Raw genomic sequence first — 22,566 nt, forward strand, 5'->3', positions numbered from 1 at the left:
CCGCACCGCCGGTGGGGTGGCCGCGCGGAGGCGCGGCGCGGGGCGGAACGGGGCGGAGCGGGCGGTGGTCGGGGAGAGGGGCGCCGGCTACGGCCGGATGACGGCGTCGGGCCACGCGCCGGGCTCGTTGACCCGGGAGACCAGCGGGATGTCGCGGATGTCGTCGTGGTTCAGGACCCACATGAGGAACCGCTCGACGCCCATGCCGAAGCCGGACGTCCGCAGCGGCATCTGCTCCTTCATGTCCACGTACCAGGCGTAGTCGTGTTCCGGAACGTTGTGCATGGCCAGCGCCTTGCGCACCTCCTCGCCCCCGGTGTGCCGTTCGCCCGAGCCGACGACCTCTCCCATGCCGAAGAGCAGGTCGGCGTTGCGGGCCGTCCTGCCCTCACTGTCCCCGAAGGCCTGGTAGAACGGGACGGTCAGGTGGTCGAAGTGCGTCACCCACAGGAACTCGCCGACCCTGGACATCAGTTGGTGCTCGCCCTTGCGGGTGAGGCTGCGCCCTTCGCCCTCGTCTTCGACGCAGCCGGGCTCGTCGGCCAGCAGCCGGGCGGCCTCGTCGAAGGTGAGCCGCGCGAAGTGACCGGCCGTCACCATGCGTTCCAGGTGCGAGATGTCGCCGCGTGCCCCGGCGAGCCGGCCGCCGTGCTGGTCCAGGACGGCGCCGGCCAGGGCCTTGACGTAGCCCTCGACGTAGTCGATCAGATCGTCGAGCCCGCCCGGGAACTCCGCCTCGCTGTGCGTGAACTGGCCGAGATGGGTCTTGTCCGGTATCTCGTTCCGGAACGAGGGCATGATGGTGTACCCGCCCTCGGTGGCGATCTGGCTTCCGTACTCCAAGAGGAACTGCAGGGAGTCGGGTAGATACGTGTCGACCCCGTTGACCGTCACGGGGACCGGACTGGTGTCGCTGCCCAGCCCCGACGGGCAGGTGATGGTCCGCGTGGTCAGCGGCAGGTAGAGCGCCTTGAGGCCGCGTGACTTCGCGTACGCGACCGTCGTCGTCAGTACCGTGTCCTGCAGGTCGGCGATGAGCGCGTACCAGGGGGAGCGCAGGGCGGCCAGGAAGGCGCCCGGCTCGTTGCGTGCGAAGGTGGCCGGAGCGGTGACGGTCGGCTGGGCGGAGACGAGCTGCGACATGGTGGTCCTCTCTCTAGGCGTGCGGGTGTGCCGCGGGAGGGATGTTCTGGTTGCCGGCCAGGACGTTGTCCGGGTCGTAACGGCGCTTGACGGCCGCCAGCCGCTCGTAGCGGGCCGCGCCGTAGACCTCGGCGACCTTGCCGGGCTTCTCGTCCTGCAGGTAGTTGACGTAGGCGCCGCCGAACTGCCAGTCGGCGAGCCGTTCGACGCCGCGCCGGCTCCACGCCGCGTTCGCCGCGTCCTCGGCCGGATCGGTCCACTGGGCCGACACCGTGCAGATGTAGGGCGCGTCCCGGCGCGGGAAGGCGGAGTCCGCGTCCGGCACGTCGCAGATCGCCCCGCGCAGGTACTCGAAGTCGACGGAGGACCGGGGTGAGGGCATCTCCCTCGCGGATCCGATCAGTTGGCCGACCGGACCGGCGGACAGGCCGGTGAGGTAGCAGGACTTGGTGAAGTAGCGGTTGCCGTGCGGTTCACCGTGGTCGCCCAGCGCCTGCAGCTGCGCGTACGACATCACCCGGGACGCGGTGGCGCCGGGCGCGGCCCGCGCGAACAGCGGCGCGGTGCGCGCCGGACCGAGCTCCTCGGCGCCGAACCAGGCGGCGGTGAGGAACAGCGCGGGCGCGCCCCGCAGTTCGGCCGGGATCCAGTCCTGCCGGCCGGCGTGCTTGAGCGCCCCGACGGCATGCAGATCGGGGCCCTGGGCCTCGGCGAATGCCCGGTAGTCGGCGAGCGCCGCCGCCGCCTCGCTCAGCGGGAAGACACCCGTCCGGTAGGACACCGGGCCGACCGGCCGCAGGCGAAGGGTGAAGCGGGTGACGATGCCGAGGTTCCCGCCGCCGCCGCGCAGGCCCCAGAGCAGTTCGGGATGCTCCTCCTCGGTGGCCTCGACGACCGTGCCGTCGGCGAGCACCACCTCGGCGGCCAGCAGATGATCGCAGGTCAGGCCCCACTTGCGGCCCAGCCAGCCGTACCCTCCGCCCAGGGCCAGACCGCCCAGCCCGGTGTGCGAGACCACGCCCGCCGGACAGGCCAGGCCGTGGGCCAGCGTGGCGGCGTCGAGGTCGCGCAGCAGGCAGCCGCCCTGCGCCCGGGCGATCCGGGCCCCCGGGTCGACGTCGACCCCGCGCATGAGCGACAGGTCGATCATGACGGCGTCGTCGGCGACCGCGGTGCCGGCGACGTTGTGACCGCCGCCGCGCACGGTCACCGCGCGGCCGGTCGCGGCGGCGTACCGCAGTGCGGCACCGACGTCCGCGGCGTTCGAGCAGCGGGCGACGAGGCTCGGCCGGCGCTCGTGCATGCCGTTCCACACCGCACGGACCTCGTCGTACGCCGGGTCGTCCGGTCCGACGAGCCGGCCCTCGAACCGCCGGCGGAGGGAGGATTCGGCGGATTCCCGGTGCACCGGGCCCAGCAGGTCAGTCATGGAGGTCTTCGCCTTCCGGTCTGTCGGTGGGGCTCGGCCGTCAGCGGCGGAGCAGCTCGGCGGTGATGATCTCGGCGATGCGTCCTCGGTGTTCGGCGTCCATCGCCTCTTCGTGCCGGCACGGGAGGTCGTGGTTCTCGAACCCGTCGAGGTAGGGCGACCAGGTCAGCGGAGACGGGCGGGCCGCGCCGCGTTCCAGCGCCGCGGTGAAGAAGACGGTCCGGCCGCGGACGCGGCGGGGCCGGTGCCGCGCGACCAGGCGGCTGCTGTTGACGCCCACGGCGACCAGCCTGGCCATGGTGGCGGGGTCGAGGCCGAGCCGCTCCCGCGCGGCGCGGCGCAGCTCCGTCAGCGCCGCGCGGATGTCGCGCTCCACCTCCTCCCGGCCGACCGCCCCGGGCGCCAGGGTGGCCAGCAGGCTGAACTCGTCCCACTGCTCGGGCGTCGCGAACGACGGGTACGGCCACACCTCGTTCGGGTACGCGTCGACGAGGCAGAGCAGCTCGGTCCCGGCCCCGTCGGCCTGCAGCCGGCCGGCCAGCGCGTGGGCGATGGTGCCCCCGAGCGACCAGCCGAGCAGGCGGTACGGTCCGGCGGGCTGGACCCGGCGGATCTCCGCGAGCATCCGGTCGAGCATCTCGTCCAGGTCCTTCGGGAGCTCCGTACCCGCCGCCAGCCCGGGGGCCTGGAGGCCGTACACGGCGACCTCCGCGGGCAGTCGCTCCGCCAGCGCGGCATAGCTCCAGGCGAGCCCGGTCGCGGGGTGCACGCAGAACAGCGGGCGCGGGCCGGTGCCGGTGCCGGTGCGCAAGGGCAGCAGTACGTCGTAGTCGTCGGGCGCGCCCTGCTGCCGGGCGGCGTCCAGGAGCCCGGCGACGGTGGGCGCCGCGATCAGCGCGCGGACGCCGACCTCCAGGCCCAGCTCCGCGCGGATCCGGCTCAGCAGCCGCATCGCGAGCATCGAGTGCCCGCCCAGGTCGAAGAAGCCGTCCTCGACACCGACCCGGGGCAGGCCCAGCACCTCGGCGAACAGCCCGCACAGGACCTGCTCACGCGGGGTGCGCGGGGGCAGGCCCGCGACGGCCGACGACAGGTCGGGGGCCGGCAGCGCCCGGCGGTCCAGCTTGCCGTTGGCCGTCACCGGCAGCTCGTCCAGCGCCACGAAGAACGACGGGACCATGTACTCCGGCAGCACCCGGGCCACCCGCCGCCGCACCCCGGCCTCGTCCAGCGCCGGGGCCCCCGCCGGCACCACATAGGCCACCAGCCGTTTGTCGCCCGGACGGTCCTCCCTGGCGACCACGAAGGCCTGACGCACCTGCGGATCCTGCTCGACGACCGCCTGGACCTCGCCCGGCTCGATCCGGAAGCCGCGGATCTTCACCTGGTGGTCGACCCGGCCGAGGAACTCCAGCTCGCCGCCGGCGTTCCAGCGCACCAGATCGCCCGTGCGGTACATCCGTTCACCGGCGGCGCCGAACGGATTCGCCACGAACCGCTGGGCGGTCAGGTCCGGCCGGCCCGCGTATCCGCGCGCCAGGCCGGCGCCCCCGACGTACAGCTCGCCCACCGCGCCGGCCGGCAGCAGCTGCAGGAACTCGTCCAGCACGTACGCCCGCGTGTTGCGCAGCAGCCGGCCGATCGCGGCCCGGCCGCGCCGGAACCCGTCGCCCGCGGTGATGACCGAGACCGACACGTCGTCCGAGCACTCGGCCGGGCCGTACACGTTGGCGAGCGGTATTCGGGGGTGCCTCGCGAACCACCGGTCGACGAGGTCGGGCGGGAGCTCCTCGCCGTGCACCAGCATCCACCGGAGCCCCTTGAGCAGGTGCACCGAGGCGTCGTCGAGGTCCCACATGTCCAGGACCGCGCGGAGCACCTGCGGCACGATCTGCAGGACGGTGATGCCCTGTTCGGCGACGCACCGGGCGAGCGCCAGCGGATCGCGGGTGGTGTCCTCGCCGAGGACGTGCACCCGGCCGCCGACGAGCGACATGGTCAGGGCCTGCCACACCGAGACGTCGAAGGTCAGGGGCGCGTTGAAGGCCATCGTGTCGCGCTCGTCCAGGCCGTACAGCTCGGCCACCGCGAGCAGGTGGTTCGACAGGCCGCGGTGCGGAATCAGGACGCCCTTGGGCCGGCCGGTCGAGCCGGAGGTGAAGACGGCGTACGCGAGCCGGTCGGGGCGGGCGCCGGGCTCCGGCGGCTCCCAGGCCGGCGCCTGGTCGGGCGCCCCGTGGCCTGCCTGGCCCGGGGCCGGGTCGAGCGGGAGCAGGGTCAGGCCGGCGGGCCCGCCGGCGGTGATCGACGCCGCCCGCTCGCGCAGTTCCGGCGCGGCCACCAGGAAGCGGGTGGAGCTGTCGGCCAGCATCCGGCGGGCCCGGTCCGCCGGCAGCGTGCCGTCCAGGGCCAGGTATCCGCCCCCGGACCGGAGCACACCGAGCGCGGTGGCGACGAACCAGGCGCTGCGGTCGGAGAGGATCGCGGTGAGCACGTCCGGTCCGCCGCCGGCCGCGGACAGCGCGCGGCCGACCCGGTCGGCGGCCTCGGCGAGGTCCCGGTAGGTGTAGCGGACGCCGTCGTCGGAGACGGCGACGGCGTCCGGCCGCTCCGCCGCCCACCGGCGGACCTGCCGGCCGAGATCCACCGCGGCCTCCGCCCGGTCGGGACCGTTCCACCGCACCAGCTGCTGGTGCCGCTCGGCCGCCGACAGCACCGGCAGCTCACGGATGCGCAGCGCCGGATCCCCGGCGACCGCCCCGAGCAGCCGGACCAGCCGGTCGCCGATGCTCCGGACGGTGGCCTCGTCGAAGAGCCCGGTGGCGTACTCGAGGGCGGTGCGCAGCCCCACCGGCTCGCCGTGGCCGTCGCGCCGGTCCTCGAAGTCGACGGAGAGGTCGAACTTGGCGGTGTCCGTCGTCCGGCGCAGGAGGGAGGCCCGCAGGCCGGGCAGGTTCAGTCCGTCGCCCGGACGTCCCTCGGCCAGCGCGATCATCACCTGGAACAGCGGGTGCCGGGACGGCGACCGCCGGGGATTGACCGCCTCGACGACCCGGTCGAACGGCACGTCCTGGTGGGCGTAGGCCTCCAGGTTCGTACGGCGGACGCGGCGCAGCAGCTCCCCGAAGGTGGGGTTGCCGGAGGTGTCGGTGCGCAGTACCAGGGTGTTGACGAAGAGTCCGACCAGGTCGTCCAGCGCCTCGTCGGCGCGGCCGGTCACCGGGGTGCCGAGCGGGATGTCCGGACCGGCCCCGCACCGGGTCAGCACCGTCGCGACGGCGGCCTGGAGCAGCATGAACAGCGTGCACCCGTGCTGCCGCGCCACCGTGAGCAGTCGGGCGTGCAGCCGCGGTTCGACGAGGAGGTCGACGGTGCCGCCCCGGCCGTCGCCGCCCCGGTCGGTGCAGGTTTGGCCGTCCGCCACCGGACGCGCCCGGTCGTAGGGGAGGGCCAGCTCCTCGGGCAGTCCCGCCAGGGCCTCGCGCCAGTACCGCAGTTGCTCGCTGACCAGGCTCCCGGGGTCGTCCTCGCCGCCCAGCAGCTCGCGCTGCCACAGGGTGTAGTCGGAGTACTGGACCGGCAGCGGCTCCCAGGCCGGTTCGAGACCGCTGCGCCGGGTGGTGTAGGCGGCGCTCAGGTCGCGCAGCAGCGGGGTCAGCGACCAGCCGTCGCAGACCACGTGGTGCGCGACCAGCACCAGCACGTGTTCGTCGGCGGCCAGGCGGATCAGCCAGGCCCGCAGCGGCAGATCGGCGCCGAGGTCGAACGGCCGCCGGATCACCTCGTCGAGGGCCTCGTCGAGGTGGTTCCGGGTGCGGTCCAGCACGGTCAGGAGCGGGCCGGTGGCCGCCGCGGGCAGCACCCGCTGGTAGGGCTCTCCGTCGCGCTCGCCGAACACCGTCCGCAGGCTCTCGTGCCGCCCGACGACATCGTTCAGCGCCGCCTCCAGGGCCGGAGCGTCCAGTGGGCCGGCCAGCCGTACGATCACCGGCACGTTGTACGTCGAGCCCGGGCCCTCCAGCCGGTCCAGGAACCAGAGACCCTGTTGGGCGAACGACAACGGGAACACGTTCACTCCTCACCATCCTTGGCAACCGGACGCACCACGACCGCGGTCGGGACCGGTGCCACCCGGGTCGTCCCATGAGTTGTCCCGTGAGCCGTCCCGTGAGCCGTCACGACCGGCGGACCAGCTTCGGGCGGGTGACGGCCGAGGCCGGCCCCCGTTCCAGGGCGGCCACCACGCCGGCCACCGTCGGGGCGTCGAGGATCTGCTTCAGTTCGACGGCCGTGCCGGTGACCGCCCGGATCCGGTTCCACAGCCGCATCACGCGCAGCGAGTGCCCGCCCAGGTCGAAGAAGTCGTCGTCGACCGAGACCGAGGGCAGGCCCAGCACCTCCGCGAAGACCGCGGCCACGGTCGTCTCCAGCGGCGTTCGCGGCGCCCGTCGCGGCCGGTCGGACGCCGTGGGGCCGACCGGTTCGAGTGCCGCCAGCGCGGCCCGGTCGACCTTCCCGTTCCGGGTGCGCGGCATCGTGTCGAGCTGCCGGAACGAGGACGGGACCATGTAGTCCGGAAGCAGCTCCAGCAGCGCCGTGCGGAGGTCCGCGCCGTTCAGTGCCGCGTCGGCGGTGACGTAGGCGCAGAGGACGGACAGCCCGCCCGGGCGCCGGCACAGCAGTACGACGGACTCCCGTACCGAGGGCAGTCGGGCCAGCCGGCTCTCCACCTCCGCCAGCTCGACCCGGAAGCCCCGGATCTTGACCTGGGTGTCCGCGCGGCCGAGGCAGTCCAGCAGCCCCTCGGCGGTCCAGCGGGCGCGGTCGCCGGTGCGGTAGAGCCGTTCGGCCGTCGGCCCGGAGCCGCTCAGGAAGAACGAACCGGCGTTCAGATCGGGTCGGTTGAGGTATCCGTCGGTCAGCCCGTCGCCGCCCACGCACAACTCGCCCGGTACGCCGATCGGTTGCGGATGGCCGTCGCGGTCCAGCACCCAGGCCGTGGAGTTGGCGATCGGGCGGCCGATCGGAACCCGTCCGGTGTAGCGGCGGGTGATGCGATGGGCGACGGAGAAGGTGGTGTTCTCCGTCGGGCCGTAGGCGTTGACGAAGACGCTGTCCGGACAGGCGTCCATCGCCTCGGCGACGTGCCGAGCGGACACCGCCTCGCCGCCGACCAGCACCTGGCAGCCGGCGAGTACCGAAGGGTCCTGCTCGACGATCTGGTTGAACAGTGAGGAGGTCAGGAACATGGTGTTGACCCGGTACCGTGAGATCGCGGCGCCGAGGCCGGCCGCGCTCAGGACGGTGCCGTCCGGCACCAGTACGAGGGTGCCGCCGTTGAGCAGCGCGCCCCAGAACTCGAACGTGGTGGCGTCGAAGGCGATCGCGCCGGTCTGCAGGATCCTGGTCTCGGGCGAGAGGTCCACGTAGTCGGTGCCGAGGACCAGCCGGACGACCGCGCGCTGGTTGACGAGCACGCCCTTCGGCCGGCCCGTGGTGCCCGAGGTGTACATCACGTAGGCGGCGTCCGACGGCGAGGCGGCGACGGCGGGCGGCGGGGTTTCGCGCGGTGCGTCATGGGGCTGTGAGAGGTCGAGGACGGCGATGTCCGCCGTCACCGCCGCGTCCTCGGTCAGCAGCAGGGCGGCGCCGCTGTCCGCGAGCAGGAAGTCCCGGCGGGCGGCCGGAACGTCCGGGTCGAGGGGCACGTACGCGGCGCCGAGCCGGAGGATGGCCAGCGCCGCCACCACCAGCCGGGGGGACCTCTCCAGCAGGAACGCGACCCGGCTGTGCCGGCCGACGCCCCGGCGGTGCAGCCGGGCGGACAGCTCCGCTGCTCGCTCCTCCAGTTGACGGTACGTCAGGGATTCGTCCGCGTGGCTGACCGCGATCCGGTCGGGGTGGGCGGCCGTCTGGGCGGCGAAGAGCGGGAAGACCGGGGCGTCCCGCGGATAGGGGCGGCGCGTGTCGTTGAACCCGGCGAGCTGCTCGCGTTCGGCCCCGGTCAGCAGCCGCAGGTCGCCGATGGGCGTGTCCGGCCGGTCGGCGGTCTGCCGCAGCAGGTGGGCCAGATGACCGAGCAGCCGGTCGGCGAAGGCCGCGTCGTGGACGTGGTCGTGGCAGTCGGCGTGCAGCGTGATCCCGTCGGCGGTGATCTCGCCGGAGACCACCAGGTCGGCTCCGTACCTGCCGTCGGCGGGCCCGTCCAGGACGCAGAGCAGCTTCGGCGGTACGGCGTCCGCCGGGCGCGGGGCGGCGGTGAGCCCGGCGAGCCCGGCCACCACCGTCCGGCGGTGCCGGGCCGCCGTCAGGGCGGACGGCATCGAGCCGACCAGCGACGCGGTGGGCTCCTGGGCCGGCCAGGAGGCCCGCCGGACGCCGATCCGGAACGCGGTGCCGTCGCTGTACTTCCGGGCGAGGATCAGCAGCGCCGCGAGGACGGCCTCGTCCGCCCGGTCGCCGAGCGCCGCCGCAAGGTCGGCGGTCAGCCGGCTCGACCGCCGCAGCGTCCCGCAGTTCCGCCGGGAGCACGAACCGCCGAAGGGGAACGCGGACGGGACGTCGGCCTCGTCCGGAGGAAGCTCTCCACCCTGGTGCGCTGGTGCGCCGTCCAGCGGATCCGTCATCACCGAAACCCCTTTCTCGCCAAGCGCGACAGGGCGCACGAGTCCGCCCGGAGCACCCGCGCACGCAGGGTCCGACGGCCTCGGGCCATCAGGACGGCACGGCCCGCCGACGCCCCACTGGTCGTCAACGATAGGTGGCGGGGCCGCTCAGCAGCGGCAGAACTCTCGGCACAACACCGGCAGTTGGATCACCCCGGCGGACGGCCGGACGGGCCGGGGGAGGCCGCGCCTCGGCCCCCGGACGGCAGCGCGCGCCCGGCGTTCCCCGCCGGGCACGCGAAGTCCTGGCTGTACCAGGGCATGTCAGACAGGCCTCAGCCGCGGAGCCCGGTGCCCGGTGTCACAGCTCCGCCTCCGGCGGCAGCCGGCGGACGCCCGGGAGGTGGGTGTCGAGTTCACCCGGCTCGAAGCGGCACATCCCGACGGCGTGCCAGAACTCGCCGACGACGTCGCCCTCGTACTTGTAGGCGCCGGACGGCAGAAGGGCCGCCCAGCCGGCCGGGGCCCCGAGCAGGATGGCCCGCGCGGTGGGCGGGCCGGCGTCCGGAACGTTCCACAGGCGTACGGTGCCGTCCTCGCCGCCGCTGGCCAGCAGCGAGCCGTCCGGGCTGAACGTCACCGCCAGGATCCGGCCGGTATGGCCGCGCAGCTCGCCGAGGCCCTGCCCGGTGAGCGGATCCCAGAGCCGGACGACGCGGTCGTCCCCGGCGGTGGCGAGCAGCGGCCGCCGGGGGTGGACGGCGGCGGTCCAGAGCCGGCCGGCGTGGCCGTGCAGCACGTGCCGGGCGGCTCCGTCGGCCCAGACCACGGCCCGGCCGTCCCAGGAGACGCTGGCCAGCCAGGAGTCGTCGGGGGCGTACGCCACCGTGTACACCCGGTCGCCGTGCGCGGTGAGCTGGGACTCGACCCGGCCGGCCGCGATGTCCCAGATCCGGACCCCGCTGTCGTCGCAGCCGGTGGCCAGCCGGCGCCCGTCCGAGCTGAACGCGATCGAGCGCACCCGGCCGCGGTGCTCCCGCAGGGTGGTGAGGTGCGCGCCGGTGCTGCGGTACCAGATGCGGACCGTGTCGTCGTCGTTCGCGGTGGCCACGAAGACGCCGTCGGCGCTGAACGCCTCCGCCCAGACGTGTTCCGTCTCGACGTCCATCTCCCGCAGGTACTCGCCGGTCAGGGCGTTCCACAGGTACAGGTCGCCGTCGTTGCTGGCGGTGGCGAGGACCGGTCCGGCCGGGCTGAACCGCGCGGAGACCAGCCGGCTGCTCCGGCCGGAGAGCTCCCTGGTCCGGCGGCCGGTGGCGGGCTCCCACATCCGGACCACGCCGTCGTTGCCGCCGGCCGCCAGCATGGTGCCGTCGCCGCTGAACGACAGCGAGCCGATCCGCCGGCCGTGGCCGCGCAGCAGGTGCCGGCCGCGGCCGGAGGAAGGGTCCCAGAGGCGGACCGCGCCGTCGTTGCCGCCGGTCACCAGCAGCGCGTCGGCCTCGGCGCCGCCCGGGGCGGCCGGATCGCCGGCGGGCCGGAACCGGCAGGCCCACACCGAGCCCCGGTGCTCGGGGGGCTGGCGGCGCAGGGCCGTCACCTCGTGTCCGCCGGCGGTCGCGGGGCCGACCCGCCAGACCCGGACCACGCCGTCGCTGTCGCCGGCCGCGAGCCGGGTGCCGTCGGGCGCGAAGGCGACCTGGTACACCGCGCCGGTGCAGCCCTCCAGCCGGCCGGCCGGGGTGCCGTCGAGGGGGTTCCAGAGGCTGATCCGCCCGGTGGTGTCACCGCTGGCGAGCAGGGTGCCGTCGGGGTGGAAGGCCAGCGTGTAGACCCGGCCGCCGTGGCCGCTGAGGGCGTGCCGCAGCCGCCGGCCGGCGACGTCCCAGATCCGGACCGTCCCGCCCGGGCCGCCGTCGGCGCCCGCGTCGCCGGTGGCCAGCAGGGTGCCGTCCGGGCTGAATTGGGCGCGGAACACGGTGCTCTGATGGCCGGCCAGCTCGGCGACGCGATGCCCGCGGCCGGTGTCCCAGAGCCGGACGCCGCCGGCCCGGTCGCCGGTGACCAGCAGGGAGCCGTCCGGGCTGAACACCGCCGTGTAGACCGGCGCGGCGTGGCCGGGCAGCCGGTGCAGCGGCCGGCCGGTCTCCGTGGACCAGAGGGTGACGGTGCCCTCGGCGTCGCCGGTGGCGAGCAGCGCGCCCGCCGGCCCGAGCGAGACCGGCCAGACCCCGCCGGGGTGGACGTCGAGGCGGTGCCGGCACTCCCCGGACACCGGGTCCCAGAGCCGTACGGTGCCGTCGGCGCTGCCGGTGGCGAGCACCGGCCCGGCGAACTTCACCGCGTAGACCCGGCCGATGTGGTCCTTGAGCGTGCGCAGGGCGACGCCCGTGACGGCGTCGCAGACCAGCACGCTGCCGTCGTCGCTGCCCACGGCGAGCAGCTGGCCGTCGGCGCTGAAGGCGACCGGCTCGGGCAGCCGGGTGGTGCGGACGTCGAAGCCGTAGGGGACGCCGACCTCCGACGGCCGGAAGCCGGCCTCGACCGGCAGCCCGGGCGCGATCGCCGCCGCGCGCAGCTCGGGGGCGGCCAGCACCGCCGGGTCGGTGACGGCGGAGATCAGGGCGGCCCGCTGCCAGTGGCTGCCCTGGAGGCGGGCACCGCGCAGGTCGGTGCGGATCAGCCGGGCGCCGCGCAGGTCGGCGTCGCGCAGGTCGGCGCCGGTGAGGTCGGCCGCGTCCAGCCGGGCGCCGGACAGCCGGGCGCCGCGCAGCGAGGCCCCGGCGAGGTTGGCGCCGATCAGCCGGGCGTCGGTGAGGTCGGCCCGGCCGAGGTCGACGCCGGAGAGGTCCCGGTGGGAGAGGTCCTCGCCGGCCAGGCCGGCCCCGCGCAGGTCGGTGTGGGCGGGCACCCTGAGCCGGGCCAGCACCTTCACGGCGTTGAGCCGCGCGGTCTCGTCGGCGGGGGCGGTGCCGTCCAGGACGTCCTGCGCCCACTGCTGGCAGACCCGGTGGTCGGCGAGGTCGCAGAGGAACTCCACCGCCAGCCGGCTGAGCGGCCGCCGGGCGAGCAGGTCGGGTTCGCCCCGCCCGAGGCCGGCCGCCGCCGCGCGGGCCACCAGCCACTCCACCACCGAGCCGTGGATGAACTGGAACACGCCGTCGTCGGTCCGGACCAGCAGGGAGCCCGAGCCGACCGCGTGCGCGGCCTGCGGGGCGGGCAGCCTGCTCTCCGCCAGGCCGGTCAGCACGCTTGAGACGTCGAGCAGTTCGTCGTACGGCATGGCGTTGCGGCCGCTCTCCCACAGGCGCAGCGCGAGCGCGGTGACCGCCTCCCACAGCTGGTCGAGGTCGAGTCCGGGCGCGGCGCCCGGGCCGCCGTGGCCGCGCTGCTCCTCGAACCGCAGCCAGGCGGTGAAGACCTCCTGGTAGAGGCCGGCGGCGCTGAGCGCCCGGCCGGCTCCCGCGACGGCCCGCAGCCGGTCGTGGTCGAGGTCGGCGACGAAGCTCAGCAGCCGGGGGTTGCGGCAGAGGGCGAGCAGGTCGGGAATGGCCTGGAGCAGCCGAAGCCGGCGGTCGGCGGCGGTCCCGTCGCCGTAGCGGTTGGCCAGATAGCTGCGGATCTGACCGGTGGTGAAGTCCTGGACGGCGAGCAGCCGGCGCTGCGGGAGCAGGCCGACCCGCTCGCCGAGCGCGGTGAGCACCTGCTCCTGGGAGCTGAAGTGCTGGGTGCGGCTGCTGACCACGATCTTGGCGCTGTCCACGGCGGCGTCCAGGAGCACCTGGAGGTGGTCGGCGGACCGTTCGTAGCTGACGCGGTTCAGCAACTCGTCGAAGCCGTCGAACAGCAGGACGATCCGGCCCTGCCTGAGCATGTAGCGGAAGGCCCGCAGATCGATGGTGTCGATGCCGTGGGCGGTCAGGTGGGCCGCCACCAGACCGTCGAAGGAGTGTGCCCGGTCCAGGGTGCTGAGGTTGATGAACAGTGGTGTCAGATGGGGGAGTTCGGCCGGGATGCGGCGGGCCAGCTCGTGCAGGGCGAAGGTCTTGCCGTGCCCGAAGTCGCCCAGCAGGAGCAGGAACCGGCCGTGGTCGGAGTCGAGCAGCCGCAGCATCTCGTCGACCAGGCCGTCGCGTTCCTCGCCGCCGGGGCGCTCGGCCTCGCGGTAGCGCTGCGGCAGATAGAGGCCGGGCGGGTACTGGCCGTCGGCGCGCAGCCGCTCGGTCTGGGCGGCCACGTAGCCCCGCAGGTCGAGCAGGCCCTGGAACTCGGTGAAGCTGCGCAGCCGGACGCCGCGGCGCCGGGCCCGGTCGCGCAGCTCGCGCGCGGGCGGCGGGCCGTCGTGGACGAGTTCGGCGTCCGGGTCGGTGCCGGCGGCGTGCACCTCGTCGACGAAGCGGTCGACGTCCTCGACCGTGGGGGTGTGCGCGCAGACGGCGACCCGCTGCTGCCGGACGAACCCCGACTCCGTCCAGGTGACGAGCAGTTGGGGCGGCGAGCCGGGGACGGTGCGCAGCTGGGCGCCCTCGTGGCGGGTCCGGCAGACCTCGGCGACCCGGGCCAGCAGGGCGTCGAGCGCGGAGGCCAGCCGCCGGGGCTCGGGTTCCGCCTCGGTGGGTGGTCCGGCACCGTCCGGCGGCTGCGGCGGGGCGGTGGCCCCGGCCGGGTCGGGCGGCTGCGGGAAGGCACGGTGGGCCCGGTGCCAGTCGGCGGTCAGCCGCTGGGGTCCGGCGTCCGGGGCCGCCCAGTGGGTGAGGCCGTCGCGGGTGAGCCGGAGCAACTGGTGCGTGCCGGGGGCGGCGGCGCCGGCCACGCGCACCTCGCCGACGGAGGTGGGCAGGCTCTGGAGCGCCGTCCGTCCGGCGGCCGGGCCGTGCAGCAGCAGATGCAGCCGGGGCGCGGTCAGCCGGGTGAAGCGGTCGAGGTCCCTGAGCGGTTCGAGGTCCTGTCCGCCGCGGCCCGGGCGGGCGGCCGCGGGCCGGGTGAGGACCGGGTGGCGCACCGCGCCGATCCGCAGCCAGCCCTCCGCCTCGTACGGGCGCAGCGCCTGCGCGAACCAGGCCGCCTGCTCGGGGCCGAGCCAGCCGTACCGGTCGTCGGCCCGGTGGCTGTAGGCCATCGAGGAGTTCAGGCCCGCGATCACCGTGCCGAGTTCGGGGACGGGGAAGAGCGTCCACGGCTGGGCGCTGTCGAAGACGACGTCCAGGCCCTGGTAGAACTCCTGGAACAGCCGGGCGTAGTGGCGCCACTTGGGCCAGTAGGGCGGGGTGGGCCGCAGTTCGTCGGCCTCGCAGGTGCTGAAGTAGGCGCGCGAGGCCGCCTGGCTGACGTCCTGGCCGCCGGGCACGATCGCCACCCGGTGGGGTTCCAGGCCGAGCAGGGCGCGCAGGCCGGTCAGGAAGGCGAGCGCCTGCTCGCACTCGCGGGGGCTGCCGGAGGCGGTCAGATCGCCGGTGACGACGACCAGTTCGGGGGCCGGGGCGCCGGCGTCGGCGAGCTCCACCAGGTCGCCCCAGATGGCGGCCTGGAGGTCCACCGGGTCGTGGCCGCGGCCGAACGAGGGACCGGCCACATGGAGGACGGTGACCGCCTCGCGCCCGCCCGCGCCGGCGGCCGCGACCGGGTACTCGGGCTGGACGGAGGGCCTGCGCCGGCCGGCCCAGCCGGTACCGCCGACCGGTCTGAGCGGCGGCAGCGCGGCGGGTGACGGGCCGCCGGGGGCACCGCCGCCCGGGTAACCCGGCCGCAGCTCCGGGCGGGCCCGGCCGTCCAGCGCCTGGGTGACCCTGGTGAGCAGCAGCTGCCGGGCGCGCGCGGGTTCGGTGACGCCCACCAGGTCGATGTAGGTGAGGGTGGCGAGCAGACCGTCCACCGGGATGTCCTCGATCCGGACGGTCAGCAGCCTGCGCTCCGGCGCGTCGGGGTCGGCGCGCAGGGCGGCCTGCCACTCCATCCGGCCGTAGCGCGAGCGTTCGTAGTTGCGCGAGAGCAGGGCGATGACGGCGGCGGACTCGGTGACGCCCCGGTCCATGAAGTCGACGAAGTTGGTCCCGGGGACGAAGTCCCACGCCTGGAGGAAGGCCCGGTAGCCGGCCTCCTCCAGCGTCCAGGCGATCCAGGCCGCCCAGCGTTCGTCGGCCGGCGAGTAGCTGATGAAGAAGTCCATCGGTCCGGGTTCACCCGGGATCGCGTCAAGAGCCGCCATGGGCACAGACTATGACCAATCGGCCGCCCTTACACCAGGTTCGGCGCTCTCGACCAATGTCCGCTCGTGTGCGACCCTGACCCCCGTGTTCGCCTACCCCGTTGCCGTCAGACGCCTTCATCCGCTGGACTGGGTGGCCGCGGGGCTGCTCGCCTGCGGGTTGCTCTGCCTCGCCACCGGCCTGCTCCCGACCGCGGCGGCCGGGTCGGCGCTCTCCCGGATCGCGCCGCTGCTGGCCTTTCTCGGCACGGTCATCGTGCTCGCCGAACTCACCAGTGCCGCCGAGGTGTTCGACGTCGTGGCGGCGGGCGTGGCGCGGGCCGGCCGGGGCAGCTACCCGCTGCTGTTCCTGCTCTGTGTGGCCTTCGCCGCCGTCACCACCGTCACCCTCAACCTGGACACCACGGCCGTCCTGCTGACCCCGGTGATGCTGGCCCTGGCGTCCCGGGTGGGGATCGCGCCGCTGCCCCTGGCGATGACCACGGTCTGGCTGGCCAACACCGCGAGCCTGCTGCTGCCGGTGTCGAACCTGACCAACCTGCTGGCGGCCGAGCGGGTCGCGCTGTCGCCGTCCGGGCTGGCCCGGGTGATGTGGGCGCCGCAACTGGCCTCCGTCCTGGTCACCATGGTCTGCCTCTGGCTGTTCTACTGGCGGCGCGGCCGCCGGGGCGCGGCCGACTACCTGCCGCCGCCGGCCCACCGGCCGGCGGACCGGGTGCTGTTCGGGATCTGCGGGCTGGCCTGCGCGGGCTTCCTGCTGTCGACCCTGCTGGCCGACCTCCCGCTCTGGGCGGCCTCGGGGGTGGCCGCGGCCGTCGCGGTGCTGGCCTTCGCGGTGCGGCGGCCGGCGGCGCTGCGGACCTCCCTGGTGCCGTGGCGGCTGCTGGTGATGGTGCCGGGGATGTTCCTGGTGGTGCAGACGGTGGACGCGCACGGGCTGCACCGGGTGCTGGCCGGGGCGATCGGGACGGACGGCGGGGTGGTCGGGATGTTCCGGGCCTCGGCGGTCGGCGCGGGCCTGGCCAACCTGCTCAACAACCTGCCGGTGTACCTGGCCGGGGAGGCCGCCGTCCCGGCCGGCAACCACCAGCAGCTGCTGGCGCTGCTGATCGGGACCAACGTCGGTCCGCTGGTGGCGCCGTGGGCCTCCCTCGCGACCCTGCTCTGGTACGAGCGGTGCCGCGCGCACGGCCTGCGGGTGCCGCTGCGGAGCGTGGCCGGGACCGGCGCGGTGCTGGCGGCCGGCGCGGTGCTGCTGGCGACCGGCGCTCTCGCCGTCGCCAACTGACCCCGCGGCCCGGCGGCTCCGGTCGGCCCTGCTCCGGTCAGCCCTGGTCCGGGGCGGCCGTGCGGGCCACCAGGTCCAGCAGGTACGGGATCACCTCGGGCCGCCCCGCGACGAAGCTGCGCGCGGTCTCCGGCTGTCCGATCCGGGGGCTGAACCCGGTGCCGTCCAGCCCCAGGACCACCAGGCCGGCCTCCGCCGCGAGCAGGTATCCGGCGGGCAGGTCGATCTCCTCCGCCCGGTAGCCGACGAAACCGTCGATGTCCCCGCGGGCCAGCATCGACCAGGTGAGGAGCGGTGCCCAGAGCTGGAGCAGCCGCCGCGAGCCCGTCTCCAGCTCCGCCTTCAGCGACCGGACCACCGGATCGCCGGCCGGCACCCCGTGCCCCTGGGTCCAGCCGAGCAGCGGTCTGGGCGCGGCGACCGGACCGGCCGCCGGCCGCAGCGGCCCGCCCGGGCCGAACGCGCCGCCGCCGCGCACCGCCCGCCAGGTCCGACCGGCCACCGGGTCGTGGACGACGCCGAGGACGGGCAGGTCGTCGACGCAGAGCGCGATGCCCACCACATAGGCGGGCAGGCCGATCACCACGTTGTTGCTCCCGTCGAGCGGGTCCACCAGCCAGGTCCGGCCGGAGGGCGGGCCTTCCTTCCGTCCGTCGGTCCGGCCGCCCTCCTCGGCGACGATCAGGTCGTCGGGGAAGGACTCGGCGAGCCGCCGGGTGACCAGGGCCTCGGCCAGCAGGTCGAGTTCGGTGACCACATCGCCGTCCGCGCCCTTCGGCCGGACGCCGAAGTCCCGCCGGAAGCGGCGCCGCAGCAGCGTGCCGGCCTCCTCGGCGGCCTTCACCGCGATCCGGCACTCGAACGAGAGATCGGGTGCGGGGTCATTCGGCCGGAGCGTGTTCACTGATCCTCCTGGCTGTCTCGCCGGCGATTCGAACCGTCTGGGCGACGCTGCAGAGCCGGCGCACCACCCGGTGGGCGGGGCCGTCGACCGGCCCCAGGACGATGTCCACCGGCCCGGGCACGGACCGCCCCAGGAGCAGGGTGGCGGCCGGTGCGCCGCCCGGCAACAGGGTCGCGTGGAAGTCACCCGCCGGCAGCGTGTACGTCTCGCCGCGCGCGCTGGTCCGCTCCTCGCCGGGCTCCCAGCGCACCAGCCGGGGGGTGGGCCGGATCTCGTCCGTCCCCGCCGCGCTGTGCACCTCGAACGCGCGGTGCGTCGGCCGCCGCGGCTCGTCGAACACCCCGATCCGCAGGTTGCCGACCCGGCCGTAGAGCACGCTGCTCGTCAACTCCCAGCTGTGGCAGTGGATCTGCTGGGGGTCGGCGGCCCGGCGCGGGTCCTGCGGGGCGCGGCCGAAGACGTGCACGCACACCCCGTGCGCCCCCTCGCGCAGGACCGGCAGGCAGTAGAACCCGAGCGGGTGGGCCACCGCGCGCAGGGCCAGCGCCCCCGAGGCGACGTCCGCCAGGATCCCGCGGACCAGCCCCTCCAGTCCGGGGGCCGCCCGGTCGCGGCCGGTGGCCCGGTCGAGCGTGGTGAAGAGGTCCTCCATCGTCTCCTGCCTTCGAGGGCTGGGGATTGTCCGACAGTTCGCGGCGCGGCGGGAATTGTCAGACAAGCCCTACCTGCGGTAGGGGTTCTCCGCGCGCAGCGCCCGGTCGATGATGTCGCTGACGTCCCGGTCGGCGAAGGCCGCGGGGAGCGGGAGCCGGAGCTGCTCGAAGAGGCGCCGGGCCTCGTCGACGGTCGGGTCGTCGCTGAGCGGCTCGGTGTCCCGCAGGTCGAGCTTGACGGCCTGCTCCCGGTAGTGGTGCAGCTCGGTGAGGTAGTAGTCGTACAGGGGACGGCCGCGCTCCACGTACAGGCTGACCCGGCGCGGATCGTCCTGGGTGATGATCAGGCACGAGGCGGAGAGGTCGAAGCGCAGCGTCGGGACGACGGCGGAGAGGTGGACGTCGATCTCCAGGGTGTCGAGCCGCTGCCGGTACCAGCACGCGGCGAACACCGTGGCGTACGACTCCTTGCGGGTGCGCTCCACGCTCCAGCCGTCGGCGGGCAGGACCTCCGGCCGGTGGCCGAAGGTCTGCCGGAACCGCGCGTAGGAGGCGCAGGCCCGCTCGTCTCCGGGGTGCACGATGTCGATCTTGACGGTGAGGGAACGGCGCCTGCGCTGCGCCTCGCGCACGCACTCGGGCAGGGTGACGGCCCGCAGGTAGGTGCCGGTGCCGCCCTTGAACACCCAGCGGTCGGTGTCCTGTCGCGCCAGCTCCAGGGCCCGTTCGAGGTCCACGCCGGCCAGCTCGCGCACCGAGGCCAGGCTGTCCAGCGCCTGCCTGGCGCCGGCCGTCGCCTCCCGGATGTCGGTGATCCGCCGCTTGCGCTCGGCCAGCGATCCGTAGACCACCGCCGCCAGCACCAGCAGGGTGGCCCCGGAGACGACGTTGTCGTCGATGGCGCCCCCGAGCATGTCGAGGAGTCCGACGACCAGGGCGCCGCAGAAGGCGATCACACCGTCCGAGTTCCTGAGCGCCCAGGCGATCGCGGCCTCCAGTCGCCGTCCGGGCTCCCCGTCTCCGCGTGCCACCGGCGCCACCTCCTCCGACCACCAACATGGTAGGTCGGGGAGGCAGTTGACGGCCAGACAGCCGCACGTTCGGGATGCGGCCGGGGGCGCTCGCGCGGGCGTGCGCCGGTATCACGGCAGCGCCAACGGAGGGTGATGCTCCGTCAGGGATTCACCGGATCCGGCCAAGTTGCGGGAGTGTGTCCGGTGGCGTGAACACGCATGTCCGAATATCGGACCCGCTGTTGGGCGTCGGGCCGTTTCCTTTGCCAAGTCATGACCTTGCTGGTCCCGGCGGCGCGGACGGCCCCGGTGGGGCGGCTGGGGCGGAGGCGACCCCTGGGGCAGCTGGGGACGGTGGCGCGATCCGGCCGTTCCGGGAGGCGTCCGGAAACATTCCCGCCGGTTGCTCCGTATCGGATCCGTCACCGAGAGTCGTACTGATGAACGACATTCCTCGTCGTCCGGCACGGGACCGCCTGCTGGGCCACCGCGACTTCCGCCTCCTGCTCTCCGGCGCCGCCGCCGCCCAGGTGGGCAGCCAGGTGACCCTGGTCGCGCTCCCACTGGCCGCGGTCCTGGAGCTGGACGCCACACCGTTCCAGGTCGGTCTGCTGACCGCCGCCGAGACCGCCGCCTTCCTGCTGGTCGGCCTGCCCGCGGGCGCCTGGCTCGACCGGACGCGCAAACGGCCCGTACTGATCCGCGCGGACGTGGTGCGCTGCCTCGCCGTCGGGTCGATCCCGGCGGCCGCCGCGCTCGGCGTGCTGACGATGACCCAGCTCTACCTGGTTGCCCTGGTCACCGGGGTGGCCACGGTCTTCTTCGACGTGGCCCACCAGTCCTTCCTGCCCGCGCTGCTCCCGCGCGAGCACCTGGTCGGCGGCAACGGGGCGATCGAGACCGTCCGCTCCTCCGCCCAGGTGGCCGGCCCAGGACTGGGCGGCGGGCTGGTCCAGCTGCTCGGCGCGCCGCTCGCGATCGCCGCGGACGCGGTCGGCTACCTGGCCTCGGCGGTGCTGCTGTCCGGTATCCGGACCGAGGAACCCGCGCCCCGGCCGGTGCCCGGGCGGTCGCTGCGCGCGGAGGTCGCCGAAGGCGTCCGGTTCGTGCTGCGGCACCCGCTGCTGCGGGCGATCGCCACCGCCACCGCCGTCTCCAACCTCTTCGGCGCCGTGCTGATGGCCGTTCAGACCGTTTTCTGGGTCAGGGTGCTGGAGCTCTCGCCCGCCGCCATCGGCGCGCTGCTCTCGGTCTCGGCCGTCGGCGGCCTGGCCGGCGCGCTGTGCGCGGGGTGGCTGGCCGGGCGGGTCGGCCAGGCCCGGCTGATCTGGCTCTCGGCGGTTGCCACGGCGCCGTTCGCGATGCTCTGGCCGCTGTCCGGCGGGGGAGCGGGGGCGGTGCTGTTCGGGCTGGGCTCGGGGGTGGTGCTGTTCGGCGCGGTGGTCTACAACGTCGCCCAGGTGAGCTTCCGCCAGAGCGTCTGCCCGCCCGAGCTGCTCGGCCGGATGAACGCCACCATGCGCTTCCTGGTCTGGGGCACCCTGCCGCTGGGCGCCCTGGCCGGGGGCGCCGTCGCCGCCGCGGCCGGACCGCGGACGGCCCTCTGGGTCTGCGCCGTCGGGTTCCTGGCCGTCCCGGTGCCGCTGCTGCTGTCGCCGCTGCGCGGCCTGCGGGAGCTGCCGACCGGTGGGGCGGACGGGGCGGGGCCGGCGGATTCCGGGGCGGCCGGGCCCGAGACCGGGCCGGTGGCCGAGACCGTGGCCGGGCCGGCGACCGGCGCCGACGGGGCGGGACCTGCCCACTGACCACGTTCACCGGCCACATCCGCTGACCCGCCCGCCCGCCGACTCCGACCGGCCGCGTGCCGCCGGACGGCCCGGTGGCCGCCCCGACACGCCTTTACACGCCCCGACACGCCTCGAACCGAAAGCGGGCACCCTTCCGTGCAGCCCAGCATCACCGCCGCCTACCTCGCCCGGTACCGGTCCGTCGCCGCCTCCGGCGGGCCGGCCGGCCTGCTTCCGCTCACCGGAGCCCAGCGCCGCTTCCTGATCTCCCGCCGGCTCGACCCGCAGGGCTGCCCGGACGTCGTGCCGCTGTTCTTCGGCTATCCGCGCGGCGCCGTGGACCTGCCCCGGCTGCGCCGTGCCGCCACCCGGCTGGCGTCCCGCCACCCGGCGCTTCGCGGCGGCTTCGCGACCGTCCGCGGCACGCCCGTGCTGCGGCTCGGCCAACCGTCCGTCGAGGTGGCCCGGGTGACGGTCGGGCCCGGCGACACGGCGCGGGAGGCGCTGCGCCGCGCCCTGCTCGACTGGCCGGCCGACGGGCCGGCGCTGCGCCTGCTGCTCGCGGCCGGGCCGGACGACGACGAGGAACTGCTGGCGCTCGCGCTGGACCACGCGGTCTGTGACGAGCAGTCGCTCGGCCTCGCCACGGCGGAACTCGGCGCGGCCTACACGGCGGACGGCGCGGCGGTCACAGCGGCCACGGAGACCGCGGAGGACGGGCGGCTGTCCGGGCCGGGGCCGGCTGCCGACGGCCTGGCCGCCTACCGGGAGGCGGTGGAGCTCCAGCTGGCCGCCGAGGCCGCCGCCGCGAGCCCCGCCGCGCACGCCCACTGGGCCGCCCGGCTCGGCGGACTGAGCGGCGGCCCGGCGCCCTCCGGCGCGGCGCCGCGCCCCACCGGCATGGTCGTCCACCGGCTGCCCGCCGTGACCGGCGCGGCCCGCGCCGCGCTCTTCCCCGCCCTGCTGGACGCCGTCTCGGTCGCCGCGCACCGGGCGTTCCGCCCGGACCGCGCGCTCGCGCTCGGCTACCCGTGGGGCGGCCGTCCGCCCGGTGCGCCGCCGGTCCTCGGCTGCTTCCTGAACACCCTGGTGCACCCGGCCGCCGCCGGAACGGCCGGCGACCTCGGCGCGCTCGGCGCCGCCTGGTGGGACGACCTCGACCACGCCGACACCCCGTTCGACGAGCTGGTGCGCGCCGCCCGGTCCGCCGGGGCGCCCTGGACGGGAGCCCTGGACGCGGCGCTGACCTTCGAGGACCTGGACCGGCGCCCGCCGCTGGTGCTCGCCGGGACGGCGGGCCGGGAGACCCACCTGGCCGGGCGGCCGCTCGCCGCCCCGCTCGCGGTCTCGGCCTCGCACGGGGACGACCTGCTGGTCCGCCTCGCCTGGGACCGCGACCGCTGCCCGGACGCCGCCGCCGAGGCCGCGTTCGAGGCGCTGCTGTCCACGCTCCGCCACCACCTGGGCGCCGCCTGATCCCACCCGGGCGCGCCCGCCTTCCTCCGACCCTCCGTCCGCCCGCGACCACCGTCCGCCCGA

At 75.2% G+C, this 22,566-nt stretch carries 11 protein-coding genes; 3 read left to right on the plus strand and 8 right to left on the minus strand.

Features of this window, described 5'->3' with window-relative positions:
- Nucleotides 1-87: 87 nt before the first annotated feature.
- The 5 genes from ACIO5D_RS00410 to ACIO5D_RS00430 form a co-directional block, all read right to left on the minus strand.
- A complete protein-coding gene (locus ACIO5D_RS00410) occupies nucleotides 88-1,143 on the minus strand; it encodes an amino acid--tRNA ligase-related protein (RefSeq protein WP_400756720.1) in 1,056 nt (351 codons plus the stop codon).
- Nucleotides 1,144-1,156: 13 nt separating this feature from the next.
- Nucleotides 1,157-2,572, minus strand: coding sequence for an FAD-binding oxidoreductase (locus ACIO5D_RS00415; protein WP_400651442.1), 1,416 nt, complete (start codon nucleotides 2,570-2,572; stop codon nucleotides 1,157-1,159).
- Between the two features lie 40 nt (nucleotides 2,573-2,612).
- The gene (locus tag ACIO5D_RS00420; RefSeq protein WP_400793386.1) at nucleotides 2,613-6,647 is read right to left on the minus strand and encodes an amino acid adenylation domain-containing protein; all 4,035 of its coding nucleotides are present in this window, start codon (nucleotides 6,645-6,647) and stop codon (nucleotides 2,613-2,615) included.
- 100 nt (nucleotides 6,648-6,747) lie between these two features.
- A complete protein-coding gene (locus ACIO5D_RS00425) occupies nucleotides 6,748-9,198 on the minus strand; it encodes an amino acid adenylation domain-containing protein (RefSeq protein WP_400793388.1) in 2,451 nt (816 codons plus the stop codon).
- Between the two features lie 340 nt (nucleotides 9,199-9,538).
- Nucleotides 9,539-15,382, minus strand: a complete 5,844-nt coding sequence (locus ACIO5D_RS00430; protein ID WP_400793390.1) for a TIR domain-containing protein — start codon at nucleotides 15,380-15,382, stop codon at nucleotides 9,539-9,541.
- A gap of 85 nt (nucleotides 15,383-15,467) precedes the next feature.
- Here ACIO5D_RS00430 and ACIO5D_RS00435 point away from each other — a divergent pair, with 85 nt between their 5' ends.
- Nucleotides 15,468-16,670, plus strand: coding sequence for an SLC13 family permease (locus ACIO5D_RS00435; protein WP_363608154.1), 1,203 nt, complete (start codon nucleotides 15,468-15,470; stop codon nucleotides 16,668-16,670).
- A 37-nt stretch (nucleotides 16,671-16,707) separates the two neighbouring features.
- On the opposite strand, the gene ACIO5D_RS00440 is transcribed toward ACIO5D_RS00435, so the two are convergent.
- From ACIO5D_RS00440 to ACIO5D_RS00450, 3 genes are all read right to left on the minus strand, one after another.
- The gene (locus tag ACIO5D_RS00440; RefSeq protein ID WP_400793391.1) at nucleotides 16,708-17,574 is read right to left on the minus strand and encodes an inositol monophosphatase family protein; all 867 of its coding nucleotides are present in this window, start codon (nucleotides 17,572-17,574) and stop codon (nucleotides 16,708-16,710) included.
- Nucleotides 17,552-18,226, minus strand: a complete 675-nt coding sequence (locus tag ACIO5D_RS00445; protein WP_363608152.1) for a hypothetical protein — start codon at nucleotides 18,224-18,226, stop codon at nucleotides 17,552-17,554. Before ACIO5D_RS00445 ends, ACIO5D_RS00440 begins: the two co-directional genes overlap by 23 nt.
- 69 nt (nucleotides 18,227-18,295) lie before the next feature.
- The gene (locus ACIO5D_RS00450) at nucleotides 18,296-19,258 is read right to left on the minus strand and encodes a hypothetical protein (protein WP_400651452.1); all 963 of its coding nucleotides are present in this window, start codon (nucleotides 19,256-19,258) and stop codon (nucleotides 18,296-18,298) included.
- A 422-nt stretch (nucleotides 19,259-19,680) separates the two neighbouring features.
- On the opposite strand from ACIO5D_RS00450, the gene ACIO5D_RS00455 reads away from it, so the two are divergent.
- Together ACIO5D_RS00455 and ACIO5D_RS00460 are read left to right on the plus strand one after the other, a co-directional pair.
- Complete coding sequence (locus tag ACIO5D_RS00455) at nucleotides 19,681-21,045, plus strand: MFS transporter (RefSeq protein WP_363608150.1); 1,365 nt, start codon at nucleotides 19,681-19,683, stop codon at nucleotides 21,043-21,045.
- 138 nt (nucleotides 21,046-21,183) lie between these two features.
- Nucleotides 21,184-22,503, plus strand: coding sequence for a non-ribosomal peptide synthetase (locus ACIO5D_RS00460; RefSeq protein ID WP_400793394.1), 1,320 nt, complete (start codon nucleotides 21,184-21,186; stop codon nucleotides 22,501-22,503).
- Nucleotides 22,504-22,566: the final 63 nt, after the last annotated feature.

Origin of the sequence: Kitasatospora sp. NPDC087315, assembly GCF_044744345.1 — a bacterium.
Taxonomy (GTDB): Bacteria; Actinomycetota; Actinomycetes; order Streptomycetales; family Streptomycetaceae; genus Kitasatospora.